Here is a 25,134-nt window from a genome sequence, read left to right on the forward strand (position 1 = left end):
TTAAGTTAAAATTGAAGTTTTACATTCATCCCGATATATCGGATTGACGCTGAGTTTAAGTTTTCTTTACCGATATCCGGGTCCGAATATTTAAAGTCCTTGGCCCACATCCACAGATTCTGCCCGATTAAACCTACCGATGTATTTTTGGCTTTGATCTTCTGTGACCAGGCAACTGGCAAACGGTATTCTAAGCTCAGATCTCTTAATTTGACAAAGGTCTGCGAAAACATAAATTGTGATCTTGGACTACCAATATAAGGTGCCATACGAATTTGATAGTTTTCATAGGACACTGGTACATCATTGGCAGTAAATACACGGTCATCTCTGGTGATATTACCATACGAATCGTAATCAACCGAACCAGAAAGCACCTTCACACCTTGACCTACATAATTATTCTTTCCATTGACCACCATATCATAGCGGTATTCGTTATCACTATCAGGGTGACTTCCCGAATTCCACATGGCCTGATCAGTCACACTTTGAGCAATACCACCAACACGACCATCAAAAGATAGGTTTAAGGTAAACTGCTTGTATGAAAAAGTATTTGACCAGCCCCAGATAAAGTCAGCTTCGTTAAATCCAGCGACAGTTTGGTAGGCACTCGCTCTAGGTAATCCGCCATAATGGATAATATTACCACTAGGGTCTCTTTCCCAATCATTAATAGCCACCCAGTTCCATCGAGCACCATCTTTTACCCAAGGTCTATCTGTGGAGTAATCCGGATCCACCCGATCATACGTATAGCGTTCTCGAGACCAGTTGATTTTGGAATTCCAATTAAAGTCAGCACTTTTTATAACGTCCGCACCTAGCATAATCTCCACACCGCGTCTGCGTAGGTCTTCTTTGATATTGATCTGTGTTCTAGAAAATCCTGAGGCAGAGCTGATAGCCGCATCACGCTGTTGGTTAAATGTTAATGCGTCATAGTAGGTAAGATCAAATTGTATTCTATTTTTCAGTAAATTGATTCCAGTACCCAATTCCCATGAATCCATTGTGACTGGTTTAATCGAAGCATTTCTTAACGTGGATGGATAAGAAGCTGTTCCTAACCCCTGCCAAACATCGCTATTAATTGTATACTGTTGGTTAATGGCGTAGATATCGGGAGCCGTTTTTGTCCTTGTCCAAGAGCCTCTTACCTTCCAGAAACTAATGGCTGAAGGCAGATTCAATAAGTCAGAGAGTACCACACTGGACAATACCGAAGGATAGAAAAATGAACGATTATTTTTGTCCAATGTAGAGCTCCAATCGTTACGTCCCGTCACTTCCAAAAAAACGGCATTTTTCCATGAAGCAGTAAATCGTCCATATATTGCATTCTCCTGGCGCCGCTCGAGTTGAGATGTTGTTGTTGCTGGATTGACCGAAGCTTTTAGCGAATAGAATCCTGGAATCGTTAGCCCACCTGAGGTGCTTCCATTTTGGTTATCCTTATTGCGGTAGTTTATTCCCGTACCCACGAAGCCCTCAACATTGAATTGGCCAAACTGTTTCTTTGCTGTTGCCATCAAATCTCCATTCACACTATAGCCACCCTCACGGCTTGTTGAGAAATAGCCTAACCGGTGCCATCCCCCCACGGCACCAATTGGATTTTGGTATTGGTCGAGCTGCGAATAAACATCCGAACCCAGACGTGCCGTGATTGTCAGCCAGTCGTTTGACTTAAACTCGGTATTTAGGTAGCCATTTAGGATATTGTAATCACCGGAATGCACAATTTCATTAGCGATAAAATACGGGTTATCATACCAGGAAGCATCCATCCAGTTCTGTTTTTCATTAGGTGTCACCCAATAATTCTTATAATCCCTAATATCGTATTCGGTTCCCGACCAAACAGTTAAGTTGTAAAGAATACCGCCACCACCATACCCTGTGGCTCCCATATTTGGATAGTACCGCTTATTATAATTCAGCCCGCCCTCAAATTTAAATTTACCAGCAGTCATATCACCGGAGACGGAGTAAGTCATCTTGTTCAGCTTGTTGTTTTCATACTGGCCTTTATTATATACATGCGTAAAAGAAGCTCTGACGCCACCATTTTCACCCCGTTGAGCGATACTTATATTATTATTGGTAATAAAGCTTTGTTGTTGAAAATTTTTCAGATTATCTTTTCCTACAGATCGTAATTCGGTATCCTCTTCCTGAAAAGTATAAGGGTTATAAATCTTTGCGGTTCTTCCGATATCCAACTTATCGCCCCAGACATAACTTCCCGGTTTATATTTACCGCCCTGTCCTGTACTATAGGATGTCTGGACCTCTGGTCTCCGCAGATAACCCGCATTAAACATTGTACTACTATTAAGCTGCACATCCAATCCCTTTCCCTTACTCTTTTTTGTGGTAATCATGATGGCTCCGGCACCGCCTCTGGAACCATATAACGCCGCAGCTGTTGCTCCTTTCAATACGCTGATATCTTCTATATCATCTGCCGGAACATCCCGTAGACTAACAAATTGCGACGCTACCCCATCAATTACAATCAAGGGTGTACGCCCGCGTAGTTCAATTGTTGGCGTAGTGTTAAACTCAGTGCTATTTTTAATATTCAGACCGGCCACACGCCCTGTCAACGAAGTCGCTACATCCACACCTTTAGCTGAAGAAAGTGCTGCTCCACCTACCTTTTGGACAGCATAACCCAACGCTTTCTGTTCACGTTTTACCCCTAAGGCGGTCACCACGACTTCATCCAATGCCCTGTTTCCTGTGTTCAACTGGACACGAAGTTCATGTGAGCTTGAAGGGCTCAGCTCCACACTTTCAAAACCAAGAGCATTGACGAATAGATTTTGATCAGCTTGAACACGGATCGTAAATTTCCCCAGTTGATCCGTACTTGTTTTTCGTTCCCCTTGACTTACCGTTGCTCCGGAAAAGGGCTTTTGTGATTCATCCAATACGATACCACTGACCGTAATCAGCTGCTGTTGCCCTTCCGATTTCGTAACACTTGATTTTTCCTTTACCGAAAGGATGATATTTCCTTCCATAATACGGTAACTGATTTCAGTGCCTTTAAAAAGTCGCTCAAGCACGGCATTGATATCCTCGCCCTTGGCATTGACCGAAAAACTACGCTTAGTGTCAATCTGATTGTTGTTGTAGAAGAATCGAAAACCCGATTTCTTTTCAATTTCATCCAGGATTGTCTGCATGCTTTTGTTGCTGACAGACAAAGTCAGTGACTTCTGCTGGGCTTGGACAAATTGGAATGCAGAGATTCCAAAACCCAATAAGATCAGTTTTAATCTTAACTTGTTCATGATAATGGTTAATAAATTGTATAAGTAGAATTTTATTGTTTACATAGTAATAAGGCTTATTTATAGAGTTCCACCGTGATCGAACCATCGGTTTTGCTACCATCATTGATCATATTATATTGGATCTGCGAGGATATTTTGATATGCTCCAACACCGTAATCAATTGTTGCGAATCAAACACACCCGTAAACCGTTCGTCATTCAGTTTCGACGATTTCAAATTAAACTTGACATTGAATCGCTTGGATACAATTGTCAGTAACTCAGTTAGACTCGTGTTCTTGAGTACGATCTGATTATCTTTCCAGGAGGTCAGGGTCTTCTCATTTAATTCGTTAGGCACTATCGACTGATTTTTCCTGTTATAGACTATAGTCTGGCTCGGTTGCAGTAGCAAGGATTTAGACCCTGTATTGGATTGGTAATTAAACTGTACACTTCCCTCTTCAAGCGTTGCCCGCACAGTCGAGTCCGTATGGTAGGCATCTACATTAAAACGGGTTCCCAATACCTCAATAGCCGCCTGCGCAGGAGTCTGTACTTTAAATTTCTTTTCAGGATTTTTTGTTACATCAAAAAAGGCTTCACCGTCCAGTTTGACAAGTCGCTCTTTATTGAATTTCTGCGGATAGCTGATCACTGTATTTGCATTCAACCACACCGTTGAACTATCTGGCAATCGTATTGAAGCTACCATTCCTGGATTGGTCCGCATGGTAACCCAAGCTTCGGAACCAGAACGGTTGTCGTACCATTGATACAACTGAACCAGCAACAGTGGAATAAACAGTACAGCCGCTGCACGTTGGAGTACCCGGAGATAGCTCAGCGATCGAACCGGCCTAAATTCACCGATTTTCCCGGTCATTTTCTCAAATGCCTGATCAGTATCAGTGCTCTCCAAAGTTGTGTAGGCATCGATCTGATGGTAAAATTCACAGAAGGCACGTGCTCTGTCTCGATTGCTTTCTGATTCCAGCAGCCAACCCCGCAAAAACTCCTCTTCATCTGCCGCTAAATTATTATTAACAAAATTCAAAAGCAGAGTTTCTATATATTCATCATTTTTATGCATTTTTACAATGATTTTAAAGGATGACTATTTAAGGGGAGTATATCCTAAAAATTTTTTTATTATTTTATGAATACGAGTTTAGGCGACGAGATCCTCGTCGAAAATCTGGTTAAAGGAGATAAATACGCATTCGAGTCTATTTTCAAAAAGTACTATGCCCCGCTATTGGCTTATGGGAAGCAATATGTGGAATTAGCTGATGCACAAGAAAATGTACAGGACTTGATGTTATGGCTCTGGAACAACCGTGAGAACCTCTATTTTAGTACTTCCCTAAAAAGCTATCTATTTGCAGCTGTACGCAACCGCTGTTTGACAGCAATCAAGAAGGAAAAAACAAAAGCAAGTTCTTTTTATGAATTAAGCCAGCTGAGTGGATTCGAGCTATCGAGCCAGGATCTCTATTTTGAAAAGGAACTGAAAGAGAAGATCGATAAAGCAATCGCCAATCTGCCTAGTCCGTTTCGTGAGGCTTTTGAATTGAATAGGTTTGAGAATTTCACCTACAAAGAGATTGCGTTAAAATTAGGAGTTTCACCCAAGACCGTTGATTACCGCATCCAACAAGCGCTGAAAATCCTGAGGAAAGACCTCAGGAATTACCTGCCTTTATTGGTCTATTTTTACCCCATGCTACGCATATAACTTTCCCGGTTTCTATACTCGACCCTTACGCATCAAGTTGAAATACCTTTTTGTTATTGAGCTTATTTTTTACTGGATTATCTGCTACCATTTAAAGCAAGAAAGCGTCTTAGTCGCTATTCGAATACTAGGCCTATCTATAAACAAAAAAACAGAGAGGCTTGTTATAAAGAGTACATTATTCAAAAAATATCCCCTAAGCTTTTGAGCTTAGGGGATATTTTCATAACGAAATCAATTAACCGATAATTATATTCGGCAACCGTTTTTAGCAGAGAATAGTACAGTGGTTTTCCATTAATGATTATTCAAGTGTACCAAATTTACCAGCCTGAAAGTCTTCAAAAGCCTGATAGATTTCCTCTTGTGTGTTCATTACAAAAGGGCCATAGCTTACAATAGGTTCGTCAATAGGTTCTCCACTCATAAACAATAAGACAGCTTGCTCATTGGCCTTGATCACGACTTCTTCACCATCGTTTTCAAACAGCACAAAACTATGTTCTTTGGCCAACTGTCCATTGACCTCCGCTTCTCCATTGACCACCAGAATGGCGGAATTGTGATGTTGCGGAACACTAAATGCTGTCTGATGTCCCTTTTCCAATTTAATATCAAAGAGATTGACTGCAGTATAAGTTTCGGCAGGTCCCTTTATATCCTGAAATACACCGGCTATGATATTGACGATCCCGCCATTTTCAGGCAACTGTACTTTGCCCATCTGATCTGCCGTAATACCCTGATAATGTGCTTCGGTAGATTTATCCTTTGCAGGAAGATTAACCCAAAGCTGTACCATTTCAAAGGGGCCACCAGCTCTGGAGAAATTCTCCTCATGATACTCTTTGTGCAATATTCCTGCTCCAGCTGTCATCCATTGAACATCCCCAGGATTGATCACTCCGCTGTTGCCTGAACTGTCGTGATGCGCTACACTGCCTTTATAGGCGATTGTAACTGTTTCAAACCCTTTATGCGGATGAACATCTACCCCACGAATATGATCTGATGGACCAAAATCAAATTCCGCATTGAAATCCAATAAGAGGAAAGGACTCATCCGTCTCTTGGTAATGCCGTTACCGGGAACCATATTATAAACACGGAATCCGTCACCTACCATACCGGGCTGTGCAGGACGAGGGAAGATTTTTTCAATTGATTTTTTCATTTTTAATACTCCTATCTTTTGAATTCATACATCACCGAATACGCTCCGCTTGCTTGCTTGCTTGCTTGCTTGCTTGCTTGCTTGCTTGCTTGCTTGCTTGCTTGCTTGCTGTTCGATTTTGTATATTCAAATTTACGCAAACAAAGAGGTATAAGCCAATAACCTAGCTTAAGCTAAAAGCTTAATGTAGATTAAGAATCCTTCAGCGTCTCTTGAGCTGCAGGTTTTTTAAAAAGCAGCCACAACAAGATAAAAAAAATCAGGTAGGCAATATTAAATCCCGCTGCGAGTAACCAACCCTTCAGTACAGACGAGGGTAGGAATCTCAAGGGCAACTGATATATAGTGATAAAAACAGGACTGATAAAGGCTGCCCAGCGAGGTAACTGTGTCCTCCGCATAAAAACCAGTATCGAAAACAGCAGCCAGCCTACCATCAACACCACAATAGCCGTCCCCCAAGCAATATACAGTACCTTCGTAAAGCCTGATGCTGTCTCCAACAGATATGGATGAGCGACCGGATCGCTGTGGTATATCGCTTTATATATTTCACCCGTATAATAAAAGTCCGCATGACCTAGCGGCATCAACATAACACTGACTATTAACACAAAATAAGTCCCCCAGGCATACCACCTTGATTTGTCGTTAAAATACTGATAGGCCAGCCACACGCCCGGTAAGAATAAAGTAGCTGTCATCGAGGCAATCAGTGCACCAAACATGAGACGTTCGCTCGACCCTTTCAGCATGAGTACCGCAATACCCACATCCACCTGCTCCGCATAAGTCTTCGAAAAAAGTGGATATTCCCCAGGATCTACATCAAAACCCGCGACAAACATATCTCCGATAATCCAACATACCGCTGCCAGTATACTAGCAATAAATGACCATTTAATTTTTGTTGTGTAAAGCATATCAAGAATTATTCTAAATAATATAAATATGCTGCAAAGATATTGTTAAGGAAGCTATACAGAATCCGTCTAAAGGAGCAATTTATCCGCAGAAGGGATTTTTTGAATGGATACTGAGAATACGCAACAGTCGTCTCTGCTTAAAAAACATTAAATCACTCAAAAAACAACCATAACCATTGGTTATAAGCATGCATTTTTAGCACTACACTTTTAATTCATATAAACAATATAACCAACTAGATTACAAACAGAAAACACACACAAAACACAATTAAAAATCCCAAGTTCATCGCTACAAATCCATTATGGATATCCGACTCCATAGGAATCTATATTACCGATTTTATCATGCACAAAATAGTATTTTATCAAAGCAGTCGCTTCGCTCATCGTCACTGCTGTGACGGCAAATTTGATCAGATATTCATCTATTAGTATCTCCACTTTGATTACTTTATTATCCGCTACTTCAGTCCTATCTAAGGGTTTCAACTGTAAATAAGAATCCCCGAATTCTTGGTTGTAAAATGTGTTTTCATCATCCCAATTCAGCGTATAGAACAATGCAAGAGCCTCTTGATAATTCATAGTTATTCCATAATGACCTTTGGATTTACTATGTATTATTTTCCGTAATATCATATTAAAAGCGAATTATTGAATTTAAAATAAAAGCTCCAGTCAGAATTCCGCAATGGAATAGTAGATCCTGGTTATTCCTTTCCTGTTTTCTACCATTTTGTTAAAGCCTCTTTCTTTGGTAAAGATAGTATCCAGTTTATCTCTTTCCTCCAAAATAGGTTTGCCAAAGATCAAATTAGCGAAACCTACATGATACTTGATCAACTTATCCTGGTAGTTGATCACGATTTTAGCATAGTCGGAATCATTCCAAATATCAAAACTCACGATCTTGTCCAAATTAAACTGTCGTACCCCGTCCCCTTGCACCACGATGCGATCTGAATAAAATGCCATGATATATTTTTTAGCGAGGAATTTCGAAAAAATAAATGCGACACAAACAAAGGACACAATACCTAAGCCTCCCATAATACCGATTATTTGTCCCCTATTCAAATCGGTGATATTATTGTGCATTACAAAACCCATAAAGGCTGCTACCGGGATCAGAATAGCCATCAGGATCAGTCCAATGGCTATCTGATATCTTTTGCTGCTAAGTGCTCTAAATGTCAGATTTCCGATCACTGTCAACGATATGGTATTATTTTCAATATTTTTTTCCATGTCTTAATTTTCCGATTTATAGAATTTATCTTTTATTCCCCTACTAATAAGCACCGCCCCATGACCACTATTTCAAACTAGCCATTAGCATATAGCAGTTCAATACCGACTAATACCCTTTTACAAAAAAACATAATAACAATTAATAATCAACACACTACAATAACCAAATTAAACACAAACTTCACCACTATCCATCCATCAGATCGGTGAAATTATGTGAGGCAGAAATGACTAAAAAAGTTATTCCATTGTCCACTATCTATGGAGTTACGTTTAAATATAAGGCAATTACAGACCGGCAACAGCGGCAAATTGATATCCGGTACATCTTATTTACCATTCGTTGTATGCAAACTATTATCCGTGTAAATGGATGTACGCTTTCGTAAATACCTGGGAATGCTGGCTAATATGGATTTCTACTTTTTTATACTATTCTTGACAACAAAGCTATTTGTGTAATATAAGGTATCAGATAATATTATATTAAATTTTCGTTAAGCGGTAAAGTCATTCATAGCCCTATTTATCATATCATATGAAAATAATATACAAAAACTTAAGTCGAAATATATTATTTTCATCTTTAACCACAACATCGCTACATGCCCAAGAGAAGGTCAATGTGATCCTTCTTGGAATATACCATTTTAATAATCCAGGTAATGATGCGATGAGAATCGCTGAGCGAAATATTTTGTGTAAAAAAGATCAGTTGGAGCTTGAGGAAATAATCCTCTGAAAAACACAAGCCTTATCAAGTAGTTGTGGAGAGCGCGTTTTCCAAAAAGAAACATTTGAATTACCTACCGATTATATCAGGGTAATCAATACAATCTTTATACAGATACCTTGCAGAACAAAAGATCTAAGCGCTATACATTGAGGGCGAGACCTTTCAGCTTGCGTGATGATCGCTTTAACCCAAAACACACATACACAAACTTTAAACTATCCCCTTCTAACAATTGTTCCTTTCTAAAAAAGAAGAACTAAAACTGACAGTCATGAATGATATTTTGATAAAAGATCATATTCAACAATTAAAGGATGTCGAAGCAGCTGACCTCTGGATCGACGAAAATTTTGCAAAGAAACTAGCTCAGGTGGACGGAACAACAGCTTTTGAGCGTCCCATCCCTGAAATGCACAGCATCGCAGAACTAGCATCCCATTTAATCGAGTGGCGCAGGGAAGTTTTAAGCCGCCTAAAGGGAAATCCAAGAGGACTTGAGATGAGTGATGCAGCAAACTGGCGAAATAATGATGAGTTAAGAAAACGTGGTTGGGAAAATCTAATGCAGGATCTTCACGCAACACAGCAAAATATTATTTCTTTTCTGGAAGGAAAAGATGATTCTTTCCTTCATACTGCTTACCCACATGCTGACAGCTCCTTTCCGCACAATTACAAGTACCTGTTAACGGGTTTAATTCATCATGACATGTACCACCTCGGGCAGATGGGTATTACGATTAAGTTTCTGAAAATTCAACATTGAGATGTTAACACATCCATTCTCAATGGCTTTACAAGAACGCGATATTTAGAAAACACAGGAGCTGATTGACATCCTTTATTTTTTCGTTACTGTATTCGGCCACTTTCACTTTCGAGCGCTGACTTTCGACTACGCTGTTCCTTTGTCGCCCCACGGCTAAATCTATAGCCAAAACTAAGACGCACCTGCCTTGACTCATAATAACCATAGCTTGATGACTGCAAGCCGGGTAAATTCTGCGTGTATTTAATCTGGTTGCCTTTATAGACATCCGTCACGGCTAGTCTAAGCGTCGCCTTGTCCTTCAATAAACTCTTTTGTAATGCAATATCCACTTGACTGATCGGTCTACTTATCGTATTTGCTCCACCCAGCCGCTTCGAGTTGTAGACCATTGAAATCTCACACCGCATCTTATTCGGCAGCTTAAAAGACTGAAGAAGGCTAACACGTCCAGCAGTCTGCTTTAAATTGAGGTTTTGGTACTGGTCAAATGAAACATCATTGTGAATATAATATAGCAACCCATTCAAGGTAATATCCCACCAAGGTTTTGGTGATAGCGTCTGAGTCAAGGATAGCGACCAATGCTTTTGTGTACCCACATTTTTGCTGATCATCATTATTTTATCAGCTTCCAATGTATCCGTTATTTTGGCATTCAATTGATCCGTATACGCATAATTTAAGCCGACAACCGTCGAGCTCTTTAGGGAATAAAGTAAGGAAAATCGTTGGGTCAGTGAAGGGATCAAAAAAGGGTTTCCTTTCCAGAAAGACAGCTCATCGAGCATATAGACAAAAGGATTCAAATCCTGATAGGCTGGTCGTTCAATACGCTTAGCGTATGACAGTGAAATCGTCTGTTTATTGGCCAGTTGCCTAGTGATAGATAAAAAAGGGAAAAGATTAGTGAAATTTCTATTGATTTGATCATCCAGATCCTTTTCTTGCTCCCTATAAAATAAAACACCCTTGGAATTCGCATTTTCTAGCCTTAGTCCAGCTTGGAGAGACCATTCTCCGATCGTTCTTTTATAGTCAAGATATGCACTAGCTATGCGTTCGTCAAAATGAAAATCATTGGACCGTCTATTATCGAGACTATCACTTACAGGGCCGACATGATAAAACCGGGAATTGTTTTTAGAACCTACAGCCGAATATTTGGCACCTGCTTCCAATTTTCCGTCCCACAGTTTCGTAGCGTAATCCACCTTTAGCCCTTTTAGATCAATATCGATATCATTCAGCGTACGGTACAGATTCTCGTCAAAGACATTTCCCCCATTGTCCCGATAGGTATTCGATTGCAGGTTTTTATTCCATTTATCAAAAAGACCGTAATCCAAATCCACATTTAAGCTACGGCCCAACGTATCTTCATATTTGTAGTTCAGATTAAAGTTGTAGCGCTTGGTGCTCTGGCCGTAGTAATCGTTGATAGCATCAAGAGATCCTTCCAACACTACCGAGGGAAGTGTAGCAATCGTCGTAGCTGTATTGGTCAGTCCGCCACCGAAGATAAAATTACCGTTTACCAAAAGACCTATTGTATTTTTATCATTGAGAAAGTAATCTATCCCCACCTGAGCGCCCATTTTCTGGCGCTTATCCACATCGACCGTGTGGCTGTCATAGGATTTGCCGTTTTGCTGACGATTAGTGCCATACAAGTAATTGTAGTGGCCAAGTGTATGGTTATAACTCCCAAATACATTAAGTTTATTCACCCGGTAATTGAAGGTCATATGCTGCAATTGCTTCGGGCTGACACCATAAGCAAAGGCACTTGTTATACTTCCATTCAAGCCCTTCAACTGATTTTTCTTCGTTTTGATATTGATAATACCAGCTGCACCGCTCGCATCATATTTAGCCGAGGGACTATTGACAATTTCGATGGATCTGATGTTATTCGATGACATCGACTTCAATAGATCGCTGAGCTCCTTGCCCGAAAGAAAAGTTTGTCTTCCATCCAACAGTATCTGCACCCCGCTTTTACCATTGAGCGTAATATCGACTTCATTTTCGATCTGTACACCAGGAGCTCTTTTCAATGCATCAAAGGCCGAAATATCCTGTGCTCCGATACTATTTTCTACCTGATAGACAATGGTGCCGCCATCAACCGTCAGCACCGCTCTTTTGCCTTCGACTGTCACTGCTTCCAGCTTATTTTCCTGTCGGGAGAGTTTTACTATCTCCAAATTACTATTGGCAAGGTCAAATAGCGTGCTCCTATAATCGTGGTAGCCAAGGTGTTTCACTGCGATAAAATATTTACCCGGAATTTTACCCCGAAGCTGAAAAGTCCCGAGACTATCGGTGTTTGTACTGGATACCAATATCCCACTGCTACTGTACAGGCCTACTGTAGCCAAGGCAACAGGTGACATCCCCGGATCAACCACCTTGCCTTTGACCAGGTCACTATCATTCTGCCCATAGAGTATTCCACTCCATAAGAAGACAGTTGCAATCAATACGAGTTTTATAAAATCAAATAGGATCATTGGCTACCCTTAATCGTACGTAATAACAGATAAAAAAGCAAGCTAAGCAATAAAACGCAAAAAACCTCTTCTTTATTGATGCTCAATAAAGATAAAAAAATCATAGTAACTGAATTCTGACAGGGCAATATCATATATCACAATCATATATAAATAGTTTTTAGTAAATTGTAAATCGAATAATTCGAACCAACCTTTTATCTATGAAAAATCCCATCGGCATCAAGGATATTGCTGAAATGCTTGGCATTTCTGTTTCCACTGTTTCACGAGCGTTTCGAGACACGCATGATGTCAACCCCACAACACGTCAGAAAGTATTGTCACTGGCCAGGGAACTTAATTTTAAGCCCAACAAAAATGCAGCGGCATTAGCCTCAGGTTCAACAAAAAATATTGGCGTTGTCATTCCATTCATTACCAACTATTATTTCTCGACAGTTATTTCAGGTATTCAGGAGGAAGCCTATGAACAGGATTACAATATTATTCTTTATGTCACCAACGATAGTATGGCCCGTGAGCAGAGCCTACTGGAAAACCTATCGACCAGTAGCCTCGACGGACTTCTAGTCTCCATATCTTCGGATTCCTATATCAACGAACATTTTGAACGACTGATGGCTAAAGGGCTACCTATTGTATTTTTCGACCGGGTCCCAAATAATATCGTAGCATCGAAAGTTGTACAGGATGACTTTGCGGGCGCTTTTCAGGCAACAAGATTTCTACTCGAGAATGGCGCCAACCGTATTGCCCATATTGCTGGTCCGAAAGACCTCAAATTTACACAACAGCGGCTCAACGGTTATATTGAAGCATTGAAACAGTGCAACAGACCTTTAGAAGAGAACCTGATCGTACATTCCGGTTTCTCGCAAATTCACGGCAGTGAGGATACAACCAAACTACTGGCACTACCTCAGCGTCCCGACGCCATCTTTGCCGCCAATGACCGCAAAGCTGTCGGTGCAATCTTGTGCATCAAAAAACACAACTTGCGCGTAGGTATTGATATCAGCGTTATTGGTTTTACAAATGACCCCATCTGCACCGTAGTCGAACCCAATCTGACCACCATAGAGGAACCCGCCTTTGATATCGGAAAACGTAGCTGTGCCCTGCTGATCCGTCACATAAAAAATAAAGACTTCGAAATTCAGGATATTATACTTCCCGGAAAACTGGTGGTTCGTGATTCAGTGATCAACAAGATCACCTAATTAATTTTTATAACATAATTTGCCGGATATAAAAGTATAGTGTACCCGTATATCTTGATCAAACAGAACAATATCCGCATCCTTGCCGATATCTATCGCACCCATACGATCGTCGCAGCCAAGTAATCTTGCAGGGTTTAGCGTCATCATCTTTATGGCCGTTATAAGATCTAAACCAGCCATATTGATCATAGTCCTGATTAGCCGATCGGCGGTAGCGACACTCCCGGCAAAAGAAGAGTAATCAGGTAGTTTAGCAACGCCATCTTCAACAATAACTTCAATTCCACCTGTAAGACTTCCCAATATACTTTTTCCTTCGGGCATACCTGCGGCCCGCATGGCGTCTGTAATCAGAATGATTTTATCATCACCCTTGATTTTATGGATCAATTTTAAAAAGGGTTCTGGCAAATGAACACCATCGGCGATAATCTCGACATCAATAGCATCTAGAAGCAGACAGCTTTCTATTGCCCCAGCATAACGATAAGCATTCCGTCGTGTCATTCCAGACATTCCCGAATACAAATGAGTTGCCAACCGATAGCCGTGTTCAACTGCAGGGAGGATTTCTTCATAGATAGCATCTGTATGAGCCAGGGCCAGTAAAATTCCATAGTCATGGACTTTCTGTCCAAAATCAAGCGCCCCCGGAAGTTCAGGAGCGGCACTCCATCGTGCAATCAGGTGATGATACTGCTCGAGAATAGGCAGATACTCATTCGGGTCTGGATTTCGAATATAACGTGGATCCTGTGCCCCCCGCTGGTTCATCGCAAAATAAGGTCCCTCCAAGTGCAACCCCAAAAAGCGCGAGCCGTGCACGTTGCGGTTTAAAGCCTCCATATAGGTATCAAACAAAGCCAATAACTCACTTGGCTCACTGGTCAGTGTCGTCGGCAACATCGCTGTGGTACCATAACAGACATGTGTCTGTGCAACTTTTAGAAAAGCATCAACCGTATTATCCATAAAATCGGCACCACCACCCCCATGCACATGGATATCAATAAATCCCGGGGACAAAAAAAGCCCCTTGGCATCCAGCCATTCACCTGGCTGCTCTTCCGCTGAAACTCGCTGCGTAGCGATATCCACAATTTTTCCCTCAGCAATCCTTATTGTTCCATTTTCAATGATGCGATTGGGCGTAATGATGTTAGTGTTTGTAATCGTTAGCATAGCTCAATTTTGTTTATTAAATATATTCCATGTGCGTAACCTATGGCCTTTGAATGCATAGAAAACTAAATATAGAAAACAAGGTATCAATATCCAATAGGCAGACCTTACATCAACAGCATCTGCCCATAATCCATACAGCAACGGTAATACGGCATTCCCACTCAGTCCCATAATCAACAATGCAGACCCCTGTTTTGCATAACTTCCCAAGCCTTCCAATGCTAGGGGCCAAATTCCAGCCCAAATCAGGGCATTAGGTAGCCCGATCAGTACGATGAACCAAACCGAAATATCCAAATCTTTATTCAAAAAATAGACAGAGCCATGCGATGTACAAACTAATAACGCCAGCATTAACCCAAGGATCGTACAAAATTTAAGCGCGAGTCGTTGGCTGCAGATCTTTGGGATCAGCACAATACCACAGAGATATCCACAGATCGTAGCAGTTAATGTATAAGATGGCAGAGCTTTGGCTTCCAACAGGGATACCCCCATCGATCCGGCATAATTAATTATGGTATCGATCGCAATGACTTGCGTTCCCACATGCAAAAAAATTGCCAGTGCCCCAAGTACGAGGTGAGGGAACTGAAAGATTCCTTTTTTGTTTATCCTTTGTCCATCCGCTATAGGGGCTTCCTGTTGATCCAATTCTGGGAGAATGGAAAACTTGACTAATACCCCAATCAGAAACAGCACCCCACTTACGACAGTGTAAGGCCAGACGACACGTAAAATCAACTCATCCAACGCAATGGCACGGGACACCTCATCCATTGCTTCCAGTTGATTAAAAAGCGTATTGTCCTGAGGCCGCAGGATAACATATGAAAAGATCAGCGGAGCCAGTATCCCGGCTCCTTTGTTACAGATCCCCATCATGCTGATTCGTTGTGCTGCCCGCTCTTTTTCACCAATCAGTGTAATATACAGGTTAGCGACAGTTTGCAGCACCGTCAATCCGGTACCCAAAGTAAAGAGACCTACTAAAAAAATAAGGTATGTACGTCCATAAGCAGCCGGGACGAACAACAATGCTCCCATTGCCATAATCCAAAAACCGACCATAATCCCATTTTTATAACCCAGCTTCTTTAATATATAAGATGCAGGCATCGACATCAACAAGTAGGAAATGTAAAACGCAAACGCGACCAAATACGACTGAAAATTACTTAATTCACATGCGATTTTAAAATAAGGAATCAGTATCGCATTTACCCAGGAGACAAATCCAAAAATAAAGAACATCAGTCCTATGATCCCTATGGATACCAATGTTGTCTTTCGATCTAAAGCAGTTGATGTCATCGCAGCGGATTATAGTAAAGAAGCTGATTCTTTGTCGAGATAGCAAGTACTATCCGTGTGTTGCTGTAATATGCTCGCAGGGTGCCAGTTCGAGATCATCCCGGAGAGGCAGTTCCGCACCGCCTCTGCTTTTCGTTTATCTGGTACTGCACATATAATTTTTCGGGATAACATAATCTGTCGAATAGACATACTGATAGCCTGAGCAGGAACTTCGTCAATCGATGCAAACCATCCCTCGCCCAGCTGTTGCTGCCTGCACTGTGTATCAAGGTTTACTACCAGATAAGCTCCACTGGCATCAAAATCCGCAGGCGGATCGTTGAAAGCTAGGTGTCCATTTTCGCCTATCCCGACAAAGGCAACGTCAATGGGATGTGCTCCGATTTTTTTGTCGAGACGTTCACATTCAGCTTGGGGATCCCCTTCTCCATTAATGAGCACGACCTCTTTTAAAGGAGCTACAAGATTAAGAAAGCGCTCGGTCAAATACTTACGGAAGCTTGCTTTATGTGTTACCGGAATACCGATGTATTCATCCAGATGAAACATCCGTACTTTGCCCCAATCAATATCCGTCGCCGCTACCAGCGTTGCCAAAGTTTCAAACTGGCTCTGTCCTGTCGCCAGAATAATATTTACCTCACCATTTTCCGCTATTGCAGTTTTAATAGCCTCGATTCCGGCCTTTCCAGCCGCCAAACCCAGTTCTTCGCGTGTTTTAAAAGTTTTTAAGTTCACTTGATTTTATTTAGTTGATTTCAATACTTGTGTTGTTCCACCTTTTGTTAAGTTGATATCATGTACCAGATTATCTTTCCAGAGGCCATTTGTAAAATCTGGTATTTCAATCGGTTGAGAGCCATTAGCCACAGACCATTCGCTCAATGGGCCGATAACACTCCAGCTTGCGGCATCGTAGACATCCATATCGACTGGAAGCCCATTTCTAAGACAGTCGATCAATCGCCAATCCATCATAAAATCCATCCCCCCATGACCACCAATTGCTTTTGCTAGCTCGCCGATCCTGGTGATAATACCAGGAGCATACTTCTTTTCCAATTCAGCCATCTCGGTTGCTCCTAAAAAATCATCATGCCCTATAGCAATCTTTCCAGGCAATGGATATTTTTGAGCAAAAGCCTTTGTACCACTCACCAGATGAATACGCGAATACGGACGCGGTGAACTTACGTCATGCTGCAACATCATCGTACTACCGTCTGAATTCATAATGTTCGACACATTAATATTTCCGCGGAAAGGTTTATCGACATAACTTTCAAACTGCTTATCTACCTGTGCCATTTCCTTTGCTTTGGAATTAAGCATAAAGTCCTTTGAAGACATTGAGTTCATATAGTCCATTTTGTTGCCACGATTGATCCGAAGTATCTGGCAAATCGGCCCCAGTCCATGGGTTGGATATAGATTTCCGTTTCGAGCAGCATTTTCTTTGAGCCGCCAAAAATCGTATCGCTTTTTCTCATCAAAAAGGCTGTCCATGATATCATGGATATAAGCCCCCTCACAGTGGATGATATCACCGAAAAACCCCTGTCTTGCCAAGTTGAGCGTCAATAGCTCAAAATAGTCGTAACAGCAATTTTCGAGCATCACACAATGTTTTTTTGTTGCTTCGGAGGTTCTCACCAATCTCCAGCAGTCCTCCACGGTAATTGCCGCGGGGATCTCGAGTGCGACATGTTTACCCTGTTCCATGGCATAGATCGCCATATCAGCATGCATGCTCCAATGTGTAGCAATATAGATCAGATCAAATTGATCCGATTCACACATCCTTTTCCAATCTTCTCCAGTTTTGGCATAAATTGTGGCAATATGCCCTGACGTCTTAATCCGCTCTTTGGCTTCATGGGCTTTCTCCGGCCTGATGTCACAGATACCATGAATGCTGACACCAGCAATCTGGCTCATTCGTTCTACCGCCGCCGAGCCCCGGTTTCCAACACCAATAAAACCCACGCGTACAGTTTCAATTTTGGGTGCGGCATAGCCCGACATGTTAAAAATGCTGTTATATTTTTTAGATGCTTCCAGCCGGATATGATCGAGTTTAGTACCCGAGGTTTTCTTTTCCTGTGCAGTGCAACCGGTTATTAGTCCAAAACCGGCTAGACCAGATAATTTTAAAAATGATCTTCTATTTGTTCCCATGGTCACTAATTGATCTGGAGAGTTCCTCCAATGTTAAACTTTCTTTTATACGCATTTACCTTATTCAATAATTGCTTTTTATCCTTTTCTGGGCAGCTTTTACCACTCCAGGGCATCAGCTCATCCACATTAATATCTTCCCTACTCAATGCCAACAACAAGGGTATATCGCCCCACTTTAAAATTCCAGGAATATGGACGGCCATGTTGAAATTTTCCAGACTGCCGGTCATATCTGGCAGGTAACTGGCGGGCAATCGCCGGAGCTGCAGTATCCGTTGTTGTGGCGATAAGTCGCTGCTGATCAAGGCGGCCAAAGCAGTTTCGCGATCGGCATGAACAATCATCTTATGGTTACCGTAATGTTGCTGCAGATAGTCACTTACGAGCGTAATCTCGTTGGCCCATATTCCCATCATAGTTTGTCCCATCCAAAGCATTGAACGTGAGATGGTATGAAAACGAGGTAGCGCCCCATCAATATGTTCGGCACTGGCTGAAGCTCGCTCCCCGAGGCCAAAGAGATCTACGATCGCAATGCCCTCGCCCCTCGCGACCATCTGGTCAATTTCCGTAAGATTAAGTCCCTGTTTGCCCTGATCGGGGAATAGCACGTGCATCATCTGCCCTCCTCCAGCAGGCTCCTTAACGAGCAGAGGAATCAGTTGCCGCTGAGCCGTTTCGAGAATAATTCGTCGCCATCCTGCCTCAGGTAATAACGTTCTTACCGAAAGCAGTCGATCCGATTCGACCTTGGAGAGCAGCAGGCGGAGCTCCTGCAGATAGGTTTCTGTGCTCCGCCCATTAGTAATGATTAACTTATTTTCAGCTAGTTTGAACTCCCTATTCACAAAGGCTGGTATCGTCATTATTTTTTCGCTTTTAATCCCATATTGCAACACCGACAAACGACTGGTATCGAGCATATGTACCGCATTTAGCTCAATTGGTAAGGACTGGCGATAATTAAAGCTTTTATTAAACCAAGAGAGCATAGCTTTATTCATTTCAATTGTATAGCTGTGCGACTCATCAAATAATTCATACGCTAATCGATCAGCCGAGTCCTGTTGTTGATATGCTAACTTGCCAAGACGATACGACTTCAGCATCTGATGAACGTTAAATGCGGCGTTCCCATCTTTTAGGGCTGTAATGATCTTTACAGCCTTAGGAGCCATCGCCTGCAAGAGCTGCCCCTCTTCAAAATGCTGCAGGCCATTAGGATGTAACTCACAGACACAGTTGCTATTCATAATATAAGAGCGGAAGGTACCTACACTGACTACCGGGACAGCAGCTTTGACGCGAGCATCCATTGCTGTTAGCCACATGGTCTGATTGCCACCACCACTGGCACCAGTAGCGCCAATTTGCTCTTTATTCACATAATCCAAGCTGCATAGCAGATCTATAGCACGTTTATTTTCCTGCAGCTGTATCCCCATTAGGGGTGTCCCCATATCCAGTAATAATGACCCCAGATTGGCCCCATGATATTCATGTTCGTGTCGACGTCCACGTTCCCCCGCCCCCATAGCATCGATACTAAGGCATACATAGCCATTGCTTGCTAGTATTTGAGATGTCCGTTGCACGATTTCACTACGACGTCCCGGTGCCCAATGACCGTGGCTGTTTAATATCGCTGGAAAAGGCCCTTGCCCTTTGGGAACATAGAGGTTGGCTGGGACGTATACGCCCGGCAGACTTTGAAAGATCAGATTATATACCGTATAGCCACCACAGTCCAGGCTAGCAACAACCCGCATATCCAGATCGCTATCGTCGCTGTTACCCAATTGAAGATTGGTATGAATCTGATTTAAGAGTTGTTCAGGGTCTACAATACGATCCATCGGCAGTTTATACAAGAGTTCATCCGCCTGACTTTCGATTAATTCCTTGAGCGGATCAATGTCCTTTGGGATGGATAGTATTTCCGGTAGGGCTGTCTGTGCAGCTACCTGCTGTCCGAATGTCATCATAAGCGTGACTGTATATAGTTTAAAATTCATCCTTATTTAACCCTTAATCCACGTCCCACCAAAGTTTAGTTGCGGCGTTATCCGCTCCACCGAGCAAGGCACGACCCTTTGTCAATTCGGCAAAGTTGTCTGTCACTTCCGTCAAAGGGTAAGGCAACCTCTTGATAAATGTTCCAGCCGGCAGGTCGGGATTGTCGGACTGTAGCACCGCATACATCTTTGGGTATCCTGAACGACGGTATTCAGCCCATGCTTCCATACCGTTGGGATAGATTGCAAGCCACTTCTGTACACCAATCTGTTCACGCTGTTCAGCCTCCGTACCGCTCCATTTAATTGGAGTTACGGCAACTGCTGGAGAATTATGGTAATCGCCCGGAGCGGTCGGTCTATTCGTTGAGGAAAGGTAATTGCGGATGATTGTTTCATCATTGACACCCCATTGCGCCATACTCAGACGTATTCCTTGTTCGTAGAGCACCTGTGCTGTACCATCCATATTCCAACCATTCAGAGCGCCTTCCGCACGCAGCATAAACGATTCGGCGGCACACATAATATGAAAATTCTGTGTAAAATTACCTTCAAGCACTTCGCCATTGTAGCGCACCCAGTAGGTACCCACATTGGAATTGGCTCTCGACTGATTTCTTGGCTGCCCAAGATCGGTGGCTATAGCTCCATTACGTACGCTGTTAAAGACTTTTCCACTCAAGCTGGGTTGAAAATAAATACCCAATCTTGGATCTTCATAGCCTTTGAGATATGAGGCTATCGTTGAACTCATCGAAAATTCGTTCCAAACAGCCACCTGCGACAGACCGTTGGTATCGTTGCCCGAGAGTGACTTGAGCATGGTGGCATTTTGACCATTACTGGTCATCACACCTGCTGCCACCGCAGCTTCAGCTTCAAACTTTGCCTTTATGGGATCTACTTTTGATATCCGAAGAGCGAGCCGTAGGCGCATGGAATTCGCAAAGCGGATCCAATTTTCCACATTTCCGTTATACATTAGATCATATCCCTGAAAGATTGTTGCACTCGCAGGCAGGGCTTTCAGCTGGTCTACCGCTGTCGTAAGACGAGTAAAAAAATCCGCATAGATCTTATCCATCGGATCGTAAGGAATGACATCGCGAGCCTCTGCTGCTGCAAAATAAGGGATCGGACCAAAATGATCAGTCAAGCGGTGAAAGGCATATACCCACATAATATTCGCGAGTGCCGCTTCCCCTGTACCAGACTCGGTATTATCCATAATACTTTTAAGCTGCGGCGCGGTATCAACATACACCACAGTCCAGAATCGCCGCTGCCAGTCAGGTGTCAGCAGGTAGCGATCCGTACTGAAAGAATTAGTTGTCAATGCAAAATACTGTCCATAGAGATCGGCGCCAAGATTCTGTACGGTTTGGTAAAAAGAACGGTTCATCGCAGCCGAAGACTGTGCTTTTGCAAACATAAAGGGCAGCTCACGCTGTGTGATCACCGTGATGTTGTTGGGATCGCTGTTAATCCGATCAAAATCTTTGCTGCAAGAAATAAGGCTCAATCCTAGCAAAGCACCATATAGCATGTTTCTTCTCATGTTTACAACTGTTAAAAGGTTAATTTTAAGTTTAGCCCGAATGTCCGTACCGACGGTGGTAGTCCAACTTCCACACCCTGATAATTGCCAGCTCCCAGCGCAGCCTCGGGGTCTATCGGGTTTTTTGTCTTCCCAATGCCCGGTATATCCAGTTTGGATTTTCCGCGGTAGATGAAAAAGAGGTTACGTCCTGTTAGGGATAGCCCAGCATTCTTGAATACCGAGGTATTCTTTAAGTCCAACCTATAAGTAATGGACAATTCCCGGAGCCGCACATTAGTCATGTCATAAGTAAAAAACTCACCCCAACCATCCCGGCCATTTTGCGATACACGTGTCCACAACTGCTGCGCGGTGATGGCTTGTGTATTGGCGGCACCATTGGCATCCACAGCATCCAGTACGAGACCACCTTCGCGATACATTGAGGTGTAGTCTGCTACACCAAAGGCTGCGAGGTAGGCTGAAGTTCCTGAGACTATTTCTCCTCCAATTCTTGCATCCACTAATGTATTGAGCGTAAAACCCTTGTATGAAAAGGAATTGGACCAACCCAATAAAGCCTTGGGATTAAAGTTACCTAATTTTTGATTCGCTTCTACCACCGGCAGCCCACTACCATCCACCACAAATTTTCCACGCTGTGGATCACGTTTCCAAGCATAACCGTAGAGGTCACCATACTTCTCTCCTTCGTTTACCACAACTGTGGCATACCTGTTATTGTCGGTAATATTGGCTCGTTTTGTTTTATCGTGCAATGCGATTATCTTGTTGGTGTTACTGGCAAAATTCAACGTCGTCTCCCAAGAAAAATGTTCGCTTTTTATAGGCGTTGCCATCAGCTGCAGTTCAAGTCCTCGGTTTTCAATATCCCCTGCATTGATGTATTGCCGGCTATAACCGCTAGCCATAGGCAGCCCCAGAAAGAGTAGCTGATTTACCGTATTGCTTTTGTACAAAGTCAGGTCAAAACCTAGTCTGTTTCCAAAGAATTTCATATCAAGACCTGCTTCAAATGACTTGGTCAATTCGGGTTTTAGGTCTGGAATAGCTTTAATCGGCGAGCGGGAAATAAATCCATTTCCGGCTCCCAATCCAAATGAATAAAGCTGTCTGAGCAGATACGGATCAGCATCATTACCGACCTGAGTATAAGATGCTCTAATTTTTCCAAAATTGACCCAAGCAGGCATCTGTAACAACTCATTGAATATCGCAGACATACCAACAGAAGGATAAAAATAACTGTGCGGTGCTTTCAATGTTGAGGTCCAGTCATTACGGGCAGTCATATCCAAAAAAATAGTATTGTCAAAGGATAGCTGTGTACTGGCATAAACGGAATTGAGGCGGCGCTCGTAGCCTGCTATAGCTAAAAACTCAGGCGTCGTTGCCATTTTCAGGCTAAACTCATTTGGAATGGATAGACCATTGGCCATATTCTGAAAACTACTGTATTTCCGACGTAATGTACTAGCCCCGAGATTGTAGGTAATGGCGATATGTTCTGTCAACGGATTTTTACCGTTGATCAGAAAGTCAAGGTTACTTTCTTGGTACCGGGCATTCGTCTCATAATATTTCCCCCCTTTGCGCACATCGCCAACAGATACTGTACTCGCAAAAAAGGAACCATCCGTATTATCAATATATTTATCAAAGCTATATCTGCCCATGATGCTGATCCAGTCCCTAAGCTGATAAGTCGCCGAACCCAGTGCTGTAATGCGATCACGTACTTCATTGACAGATGTACGGTTGATACTCCAATAAGGATTATCGTAAATGGCCGATCCCGACCAGTATTTACGTAGGGGCTGACCTGTATTGGGATCGATGGTCTCATAATCCATCAGTTCATTTTTATCCATGTCCCGTGGAATAATATAGGCTTCAACAGGAATCCCCATATCCCCCAGGCGTGGCCGGTTGTCAATCTGCTGATTGACATAATTGAGTTTGACATCCGTTTTCAATTTGGGAATAAGCTCCGTATTGACGCGCAGATTAAGGCTGTTACGTTTAAGTGAGTTACCCTGGATAATCCCGCCGATTTTGTTGTTGGCATAGGAAACATATCCCTGCAGCTTCTCTGTACCACCATAGGTGCTGATACTGTTATTGAAAGTTGCCGAATTTTCATAGAAGTCCTTAACATTATTTTTATAGGTTTGTGCCTTTGGTCCCCAACTCTCCCCGATGTTTGTCCCGCTGACACCACCATTTCCTCGGCCATAGGTATTTTGAAACTCGGTAAGTAGGTTGACCTGATCAAAGAAGGCACTTCCGTTGTAATCTATCGTATATCGTCCCGACTTTCCCTGTTTGGTCGTGATCAGAATTGCCCCGTTTGCAGCTCTGCTTCCATACAACGCCGCTGCTGAGGGACCTTTGAGTACGTTGATGGATTCCACATCATCCGGATTGATATTGGCAGCACCATCACTGGTACCGTAGTTATAGGTCGTACCAGTCGCCTGCTGTGCACTTGAATTGTCATATGGTACGCCATCGACAACGATCAGGGCATTATTATTTCCTGAAATGGATTTGTTACCGCGGAGAACCACCCGTGCTGAAGCACCGGGACCGGAGGCGGCAGTGGTAATAACAGCACCGGCCACTTTACCCGTGAGACTGCTCATGATATTCCCGCTATTGTCCCTAGCGTCATTAACGGCACTGCCACTAAGCTGCTGTGTTGCATAGGTAAGTCCTCTCGTTTCCCTTTTGATACCAAGTGCTGTTACCACAACCTCATCGATGGTAAAATTCTCCTGTGCAAGGCCAACGGTCAATAAGCCTGCTGCCGTCACAGGCAACTCCGCCGATTTATACCCGATCAAAGAGAACTTGAGTCTATCCCCCACCGCAGCCCTGATACTAAAATTACCTTCTTGGTCTGTGTGCTCCGCCAGCTGCGTGCTGAGGTTTAGCACCGTCACTCCCAGTAGCGGTTTCTGATCCGTCGTGCTGATCACCTTTCCTATCCGGGTGCTTGGCTGTGCATGAGCTCCCTTGGTAAAAAGGAAGAAATAACAGCCAATTAGCCCCACAAAAAACAAATGTTTACTGTCGATACGAGCTATCATAATTTATCGATTTAAATTGTTGGATTTTAGTTTATTTCCATTGCGTTATACCCAAAGAAAGACCTTTGGAGAAAGAAATCCAACAGATTGCCCGAATAAAGTAGCGGTAGCGTTACCGAAAATCCGCCCTCTATATAAAGCGTTCAAACG

Annotated in this window: 18 protein-coding genes; 4 read left to right on the forward strand and 14 right to left on the reverse strand. The window is 42.7% G+C overall.

The features are described 5' to 3' along the window. Window positions 1–5: 5 nt before the first annotated feature. Together ABFX33_RS17085 and ABFX33_RS17090 are read right to left on the reverse strand one after the other, a co-directional pair. Complete coding sequence (locus ABFX33_RS17085) at window positions 6–3,308, reverse strand: SusC/RagA family TonB-linked outer membrane protein (RefSeq protein WP_346086990.1); 3,303 nt, start codon at window positions 3,306–3,308, stop codon at window positions 6–8. 56 nt (window positions 3,309–3,364) lie between these two features. Then, window positions 3,365–4,384 carry a FecR family protein gene (locus ABFX33_RS17090; RefSeq protein ID WP_346086991.1) on the reverse strand — a complete coding sequence of 340 codons (1,020 nt, stop codon included), beginning with the start codon at window positions 4,382–4,384 and terminating at the stop codon, window positions 3,365–3,367. Between the two features lie 66 nt (window positions 4,385–4,450). Between ABFX33_RS17090 and ABFX33_RS17095 the strand changes: the two genes are divergently transcribed. Further along, window positions 4,451–5,029 (forward strand): RNA polymerase sigma-70 factor, encoded by a 579-nt coding sequence (locus ABFX33_RS17095; protein ID WP_257091104.1) that lies wholly within the window; start codon window positions 4,451–4,453, stop codon window positions 5,027–5,029. A gap of 304 nt (window positions 5,030–5,333) precedes the next feature. On the opposite strand, the gene ABFX33_RS17100 is transcribed toward ABFX33_RS17095, so the two are convergent. The 4 genes from ABFX33_RS17100 to ABFX33_RS17115 all read right to left on the reverse strand — a co-directional run bounded on the left by ABFX33_RS17100 (window position 5,334) and on the right by ABFX33_RS17115 (window position 8,380). Then, on the reverse strand, window positions 5,334–6,203 hold the full coding sequence (locus ABFX33_RS17100; protein WP_257091105.1) for a pirin family protein: 870 nt from the start codon (window positions 6,201–6,203) through the stop codon (window positions 5,334–5,336). Window positions 6,204–6,394: 191 nt separating this feature from the next. Then, window positions 6,395–7,126: a DUF6796 family protein gene (locus tag ABFX33_RS17105; RefSeq protein WP_346086992.1), complete on the reverse strand. Its 732-nt coding sequence runs from the start codon at window positions 7,124–7,126 to the stop codon at window positions 6,395–6,397. 306 nt (window positions 7,127–7,432) lie between these two features. Beyond that, window positions 7,433–7,717: a hypothetical protein gene (locus ABFX33_RS17110; protein WP_346086993.1), complete on the reverse strand. Its 285-nt coding sequence runs from the start codon at window positions 7,715–7,717 to the stop codon at window positions 7,433–7,435. Window positions 7,718–7,810: 93 nt separating this feature from the next. Next, window positions 7,811–8,380, reverse strand: a complete 570-nt coding sequence (locus ABFX33_RS17115; RefSeq protein ID WP_346086994.1) for a hypothetical protein — start codon at window positions 8,378–8,380, stop codon at window positions 7,811–7,813. A 230-nt stretch (window positions 8,381–8,610) separates the two neighbouring features. Between ABFX33_RS17115 and ABFX33_RS17120 the strand changes: the two genes are divergently transcribed. Both ABFX33_RS17120 and ABFX33_RS17125 read left to right on the forward strand, forming a co-directional pair. After that, window positions 8,611–8,772: a hypothetical protein gene (locus ABFX33_RS17120; RefSeq protein WP_346086995.1), complete on the forward strand. Its 162-nt coding sequence runs from the start codon at window positions 8,611–8,613 to the stop codon at window positions 8,770–8,772. A 618-nt stretch (window positions 8,773–9,390) separates the two neighbouring features. Further along, entirely contained in the window at window positions 9,391–9,885 is a 495-nt protein-coding gene (locus ABFX33_RS17125; protein ID WP_346086996.1) for a DinB family protein, read from the forward strand. Between the two features lie 86 nt (window positions 9,886–9,971). Here ABFX33_RS17125 and ABFX33_RS17130 read toward each other — a convergent pair whose 3' ends face one another. Continuing rightward, window positions 9,972–12,404, reverse strand: a complete 2,433-nt coding sequence (locus ABFX33_RS17130) for an outer membrane beta-barrel protein (protein ID WP_346086997.1) — start codon at window positions 12,402–12,404, stop codon at window positions 9,972–9,974. Window positions 12,405–12,607: 203 nt separating this feature from the next. Here ABFX33_RS17130 and ABFX33_RS17135 point away from each other — a divergent pair, with 203 nt between their 5' ends. Further along, the gene (locus ABFX33_RS17135) at window positions 12,608–13,627 is read left to right on the forward strand and encodes a LacI family DNA-binding transcriptional regulator (RefSeq protein WP_120257273.1); all 1,020 of its coding nucleotides are present in this window, start codon (window positions 12,608–12,610) and stop codon (window positions 13,625–13,627) included. On the opposite strand, the gene nagA is transcribed toward ABFX33_RS17135, so the two are convergent. From nagA to ABFX33_RS17170, 7 genes are read right to left on the reverse strand one after another with little or no spacing between them, the layout of a single operon-like run. Next, window positions 13,628–14,812: an N-acetylglucosamine-6-phosphate deacetylase gene (gene nagA, locus ABFX33_RS17140; protein ID WP_346086998.1), complete on the reverse strand. Its 1,185-nt coding sequence runs from the start codon at window positions 14,810–14,812 to the stop codon at window positions 13,628–13,630. 3 nt (window positions 14,813–14,815) lie between these two features. After that, entirely contained in the window at window positions 14,816–16,129 is a 1,314-nt protein-coding gene (locus ABFX33_RS17145; RefSeq protein ID WP_346086999.1) for a sugar MFS transporter, read from the reverse strand. Window positions 16,130–16,138: 9 nt separating this feature from the next. Continuing rightward, window positions 16,139–16,870, reverse strand: coding sequence for a glucosamine-6-phosphate deaminase (locus ABFX33_RS17150; RefSeq protein ID WP_120257270.1), 732 nt, complete (start codon window positions 16,868–16,870; stop codon window positions 16,139–16,141). Window positions 16,871–16,876: 6 nt separating this feature from the next. Further along, entirely contained in the window at window positions 16,877–18,310 is a 1,434-nt protein-coding gene (locus ABFX33_RS17155) for a Gfo/Idh/MocA family protein (RefSeq protein WP_346087000.1), read from the reverse strand. Window positions 18,311–18,315: 5 nt separating this feature from the next. Continuing rightward, window positions 18,316–20,328: an alpha/beta hydrolase family protein gene (locus ABFX33_RS17160; RefSeq protein ID WP_346087001.1), complete on the reverse strand. Its 2,013-nt coding sequence runs from the start codon at window positions 20,326–20,328 to the stop codon at window positions 18,316–18,318. A gap of 13 nt (window positions 20,329–20,341) precedes the next feature. After that, window positions 20,342–21,889, reverse strand: coding sequence for a SusD/RagB family nutrient-binding outer membrane lipoprotein (locus ABFX33_RS17165; RefSeq protein WP_346087002.1), 1,548 nt, complete (start codon window positions 21,887–21,889; stop codon window positions 20,342–20,344). Window positions 21,890–21,900: 11 nt separating this feature from the next. Further along, window positions 21,901–24,984 (reverse strand): SusC/RagA family TonB-linked outer membrane protein, encoded by a 3,084-nt coding sequence (locus tag ABFX33_RS17170; RefSeq protein WP_346087003.1) that lies wholly within the window; start codon window positions 24,982–24,984, stop codon window positions 21,901–21,903. Window positions 24,985–25,134: the final 150 nt, after the last annotated feature.

The organism is Sphingobacterium ginsenosidimutans, assembly GCF_039536865.1.
Lineage (GTDB): Bacteria > Bacteroidota > Bacteroidia > Sphingobacteriales > Sphingobacteriaceae > Sphingobacterium > Sphingobacterium detergens.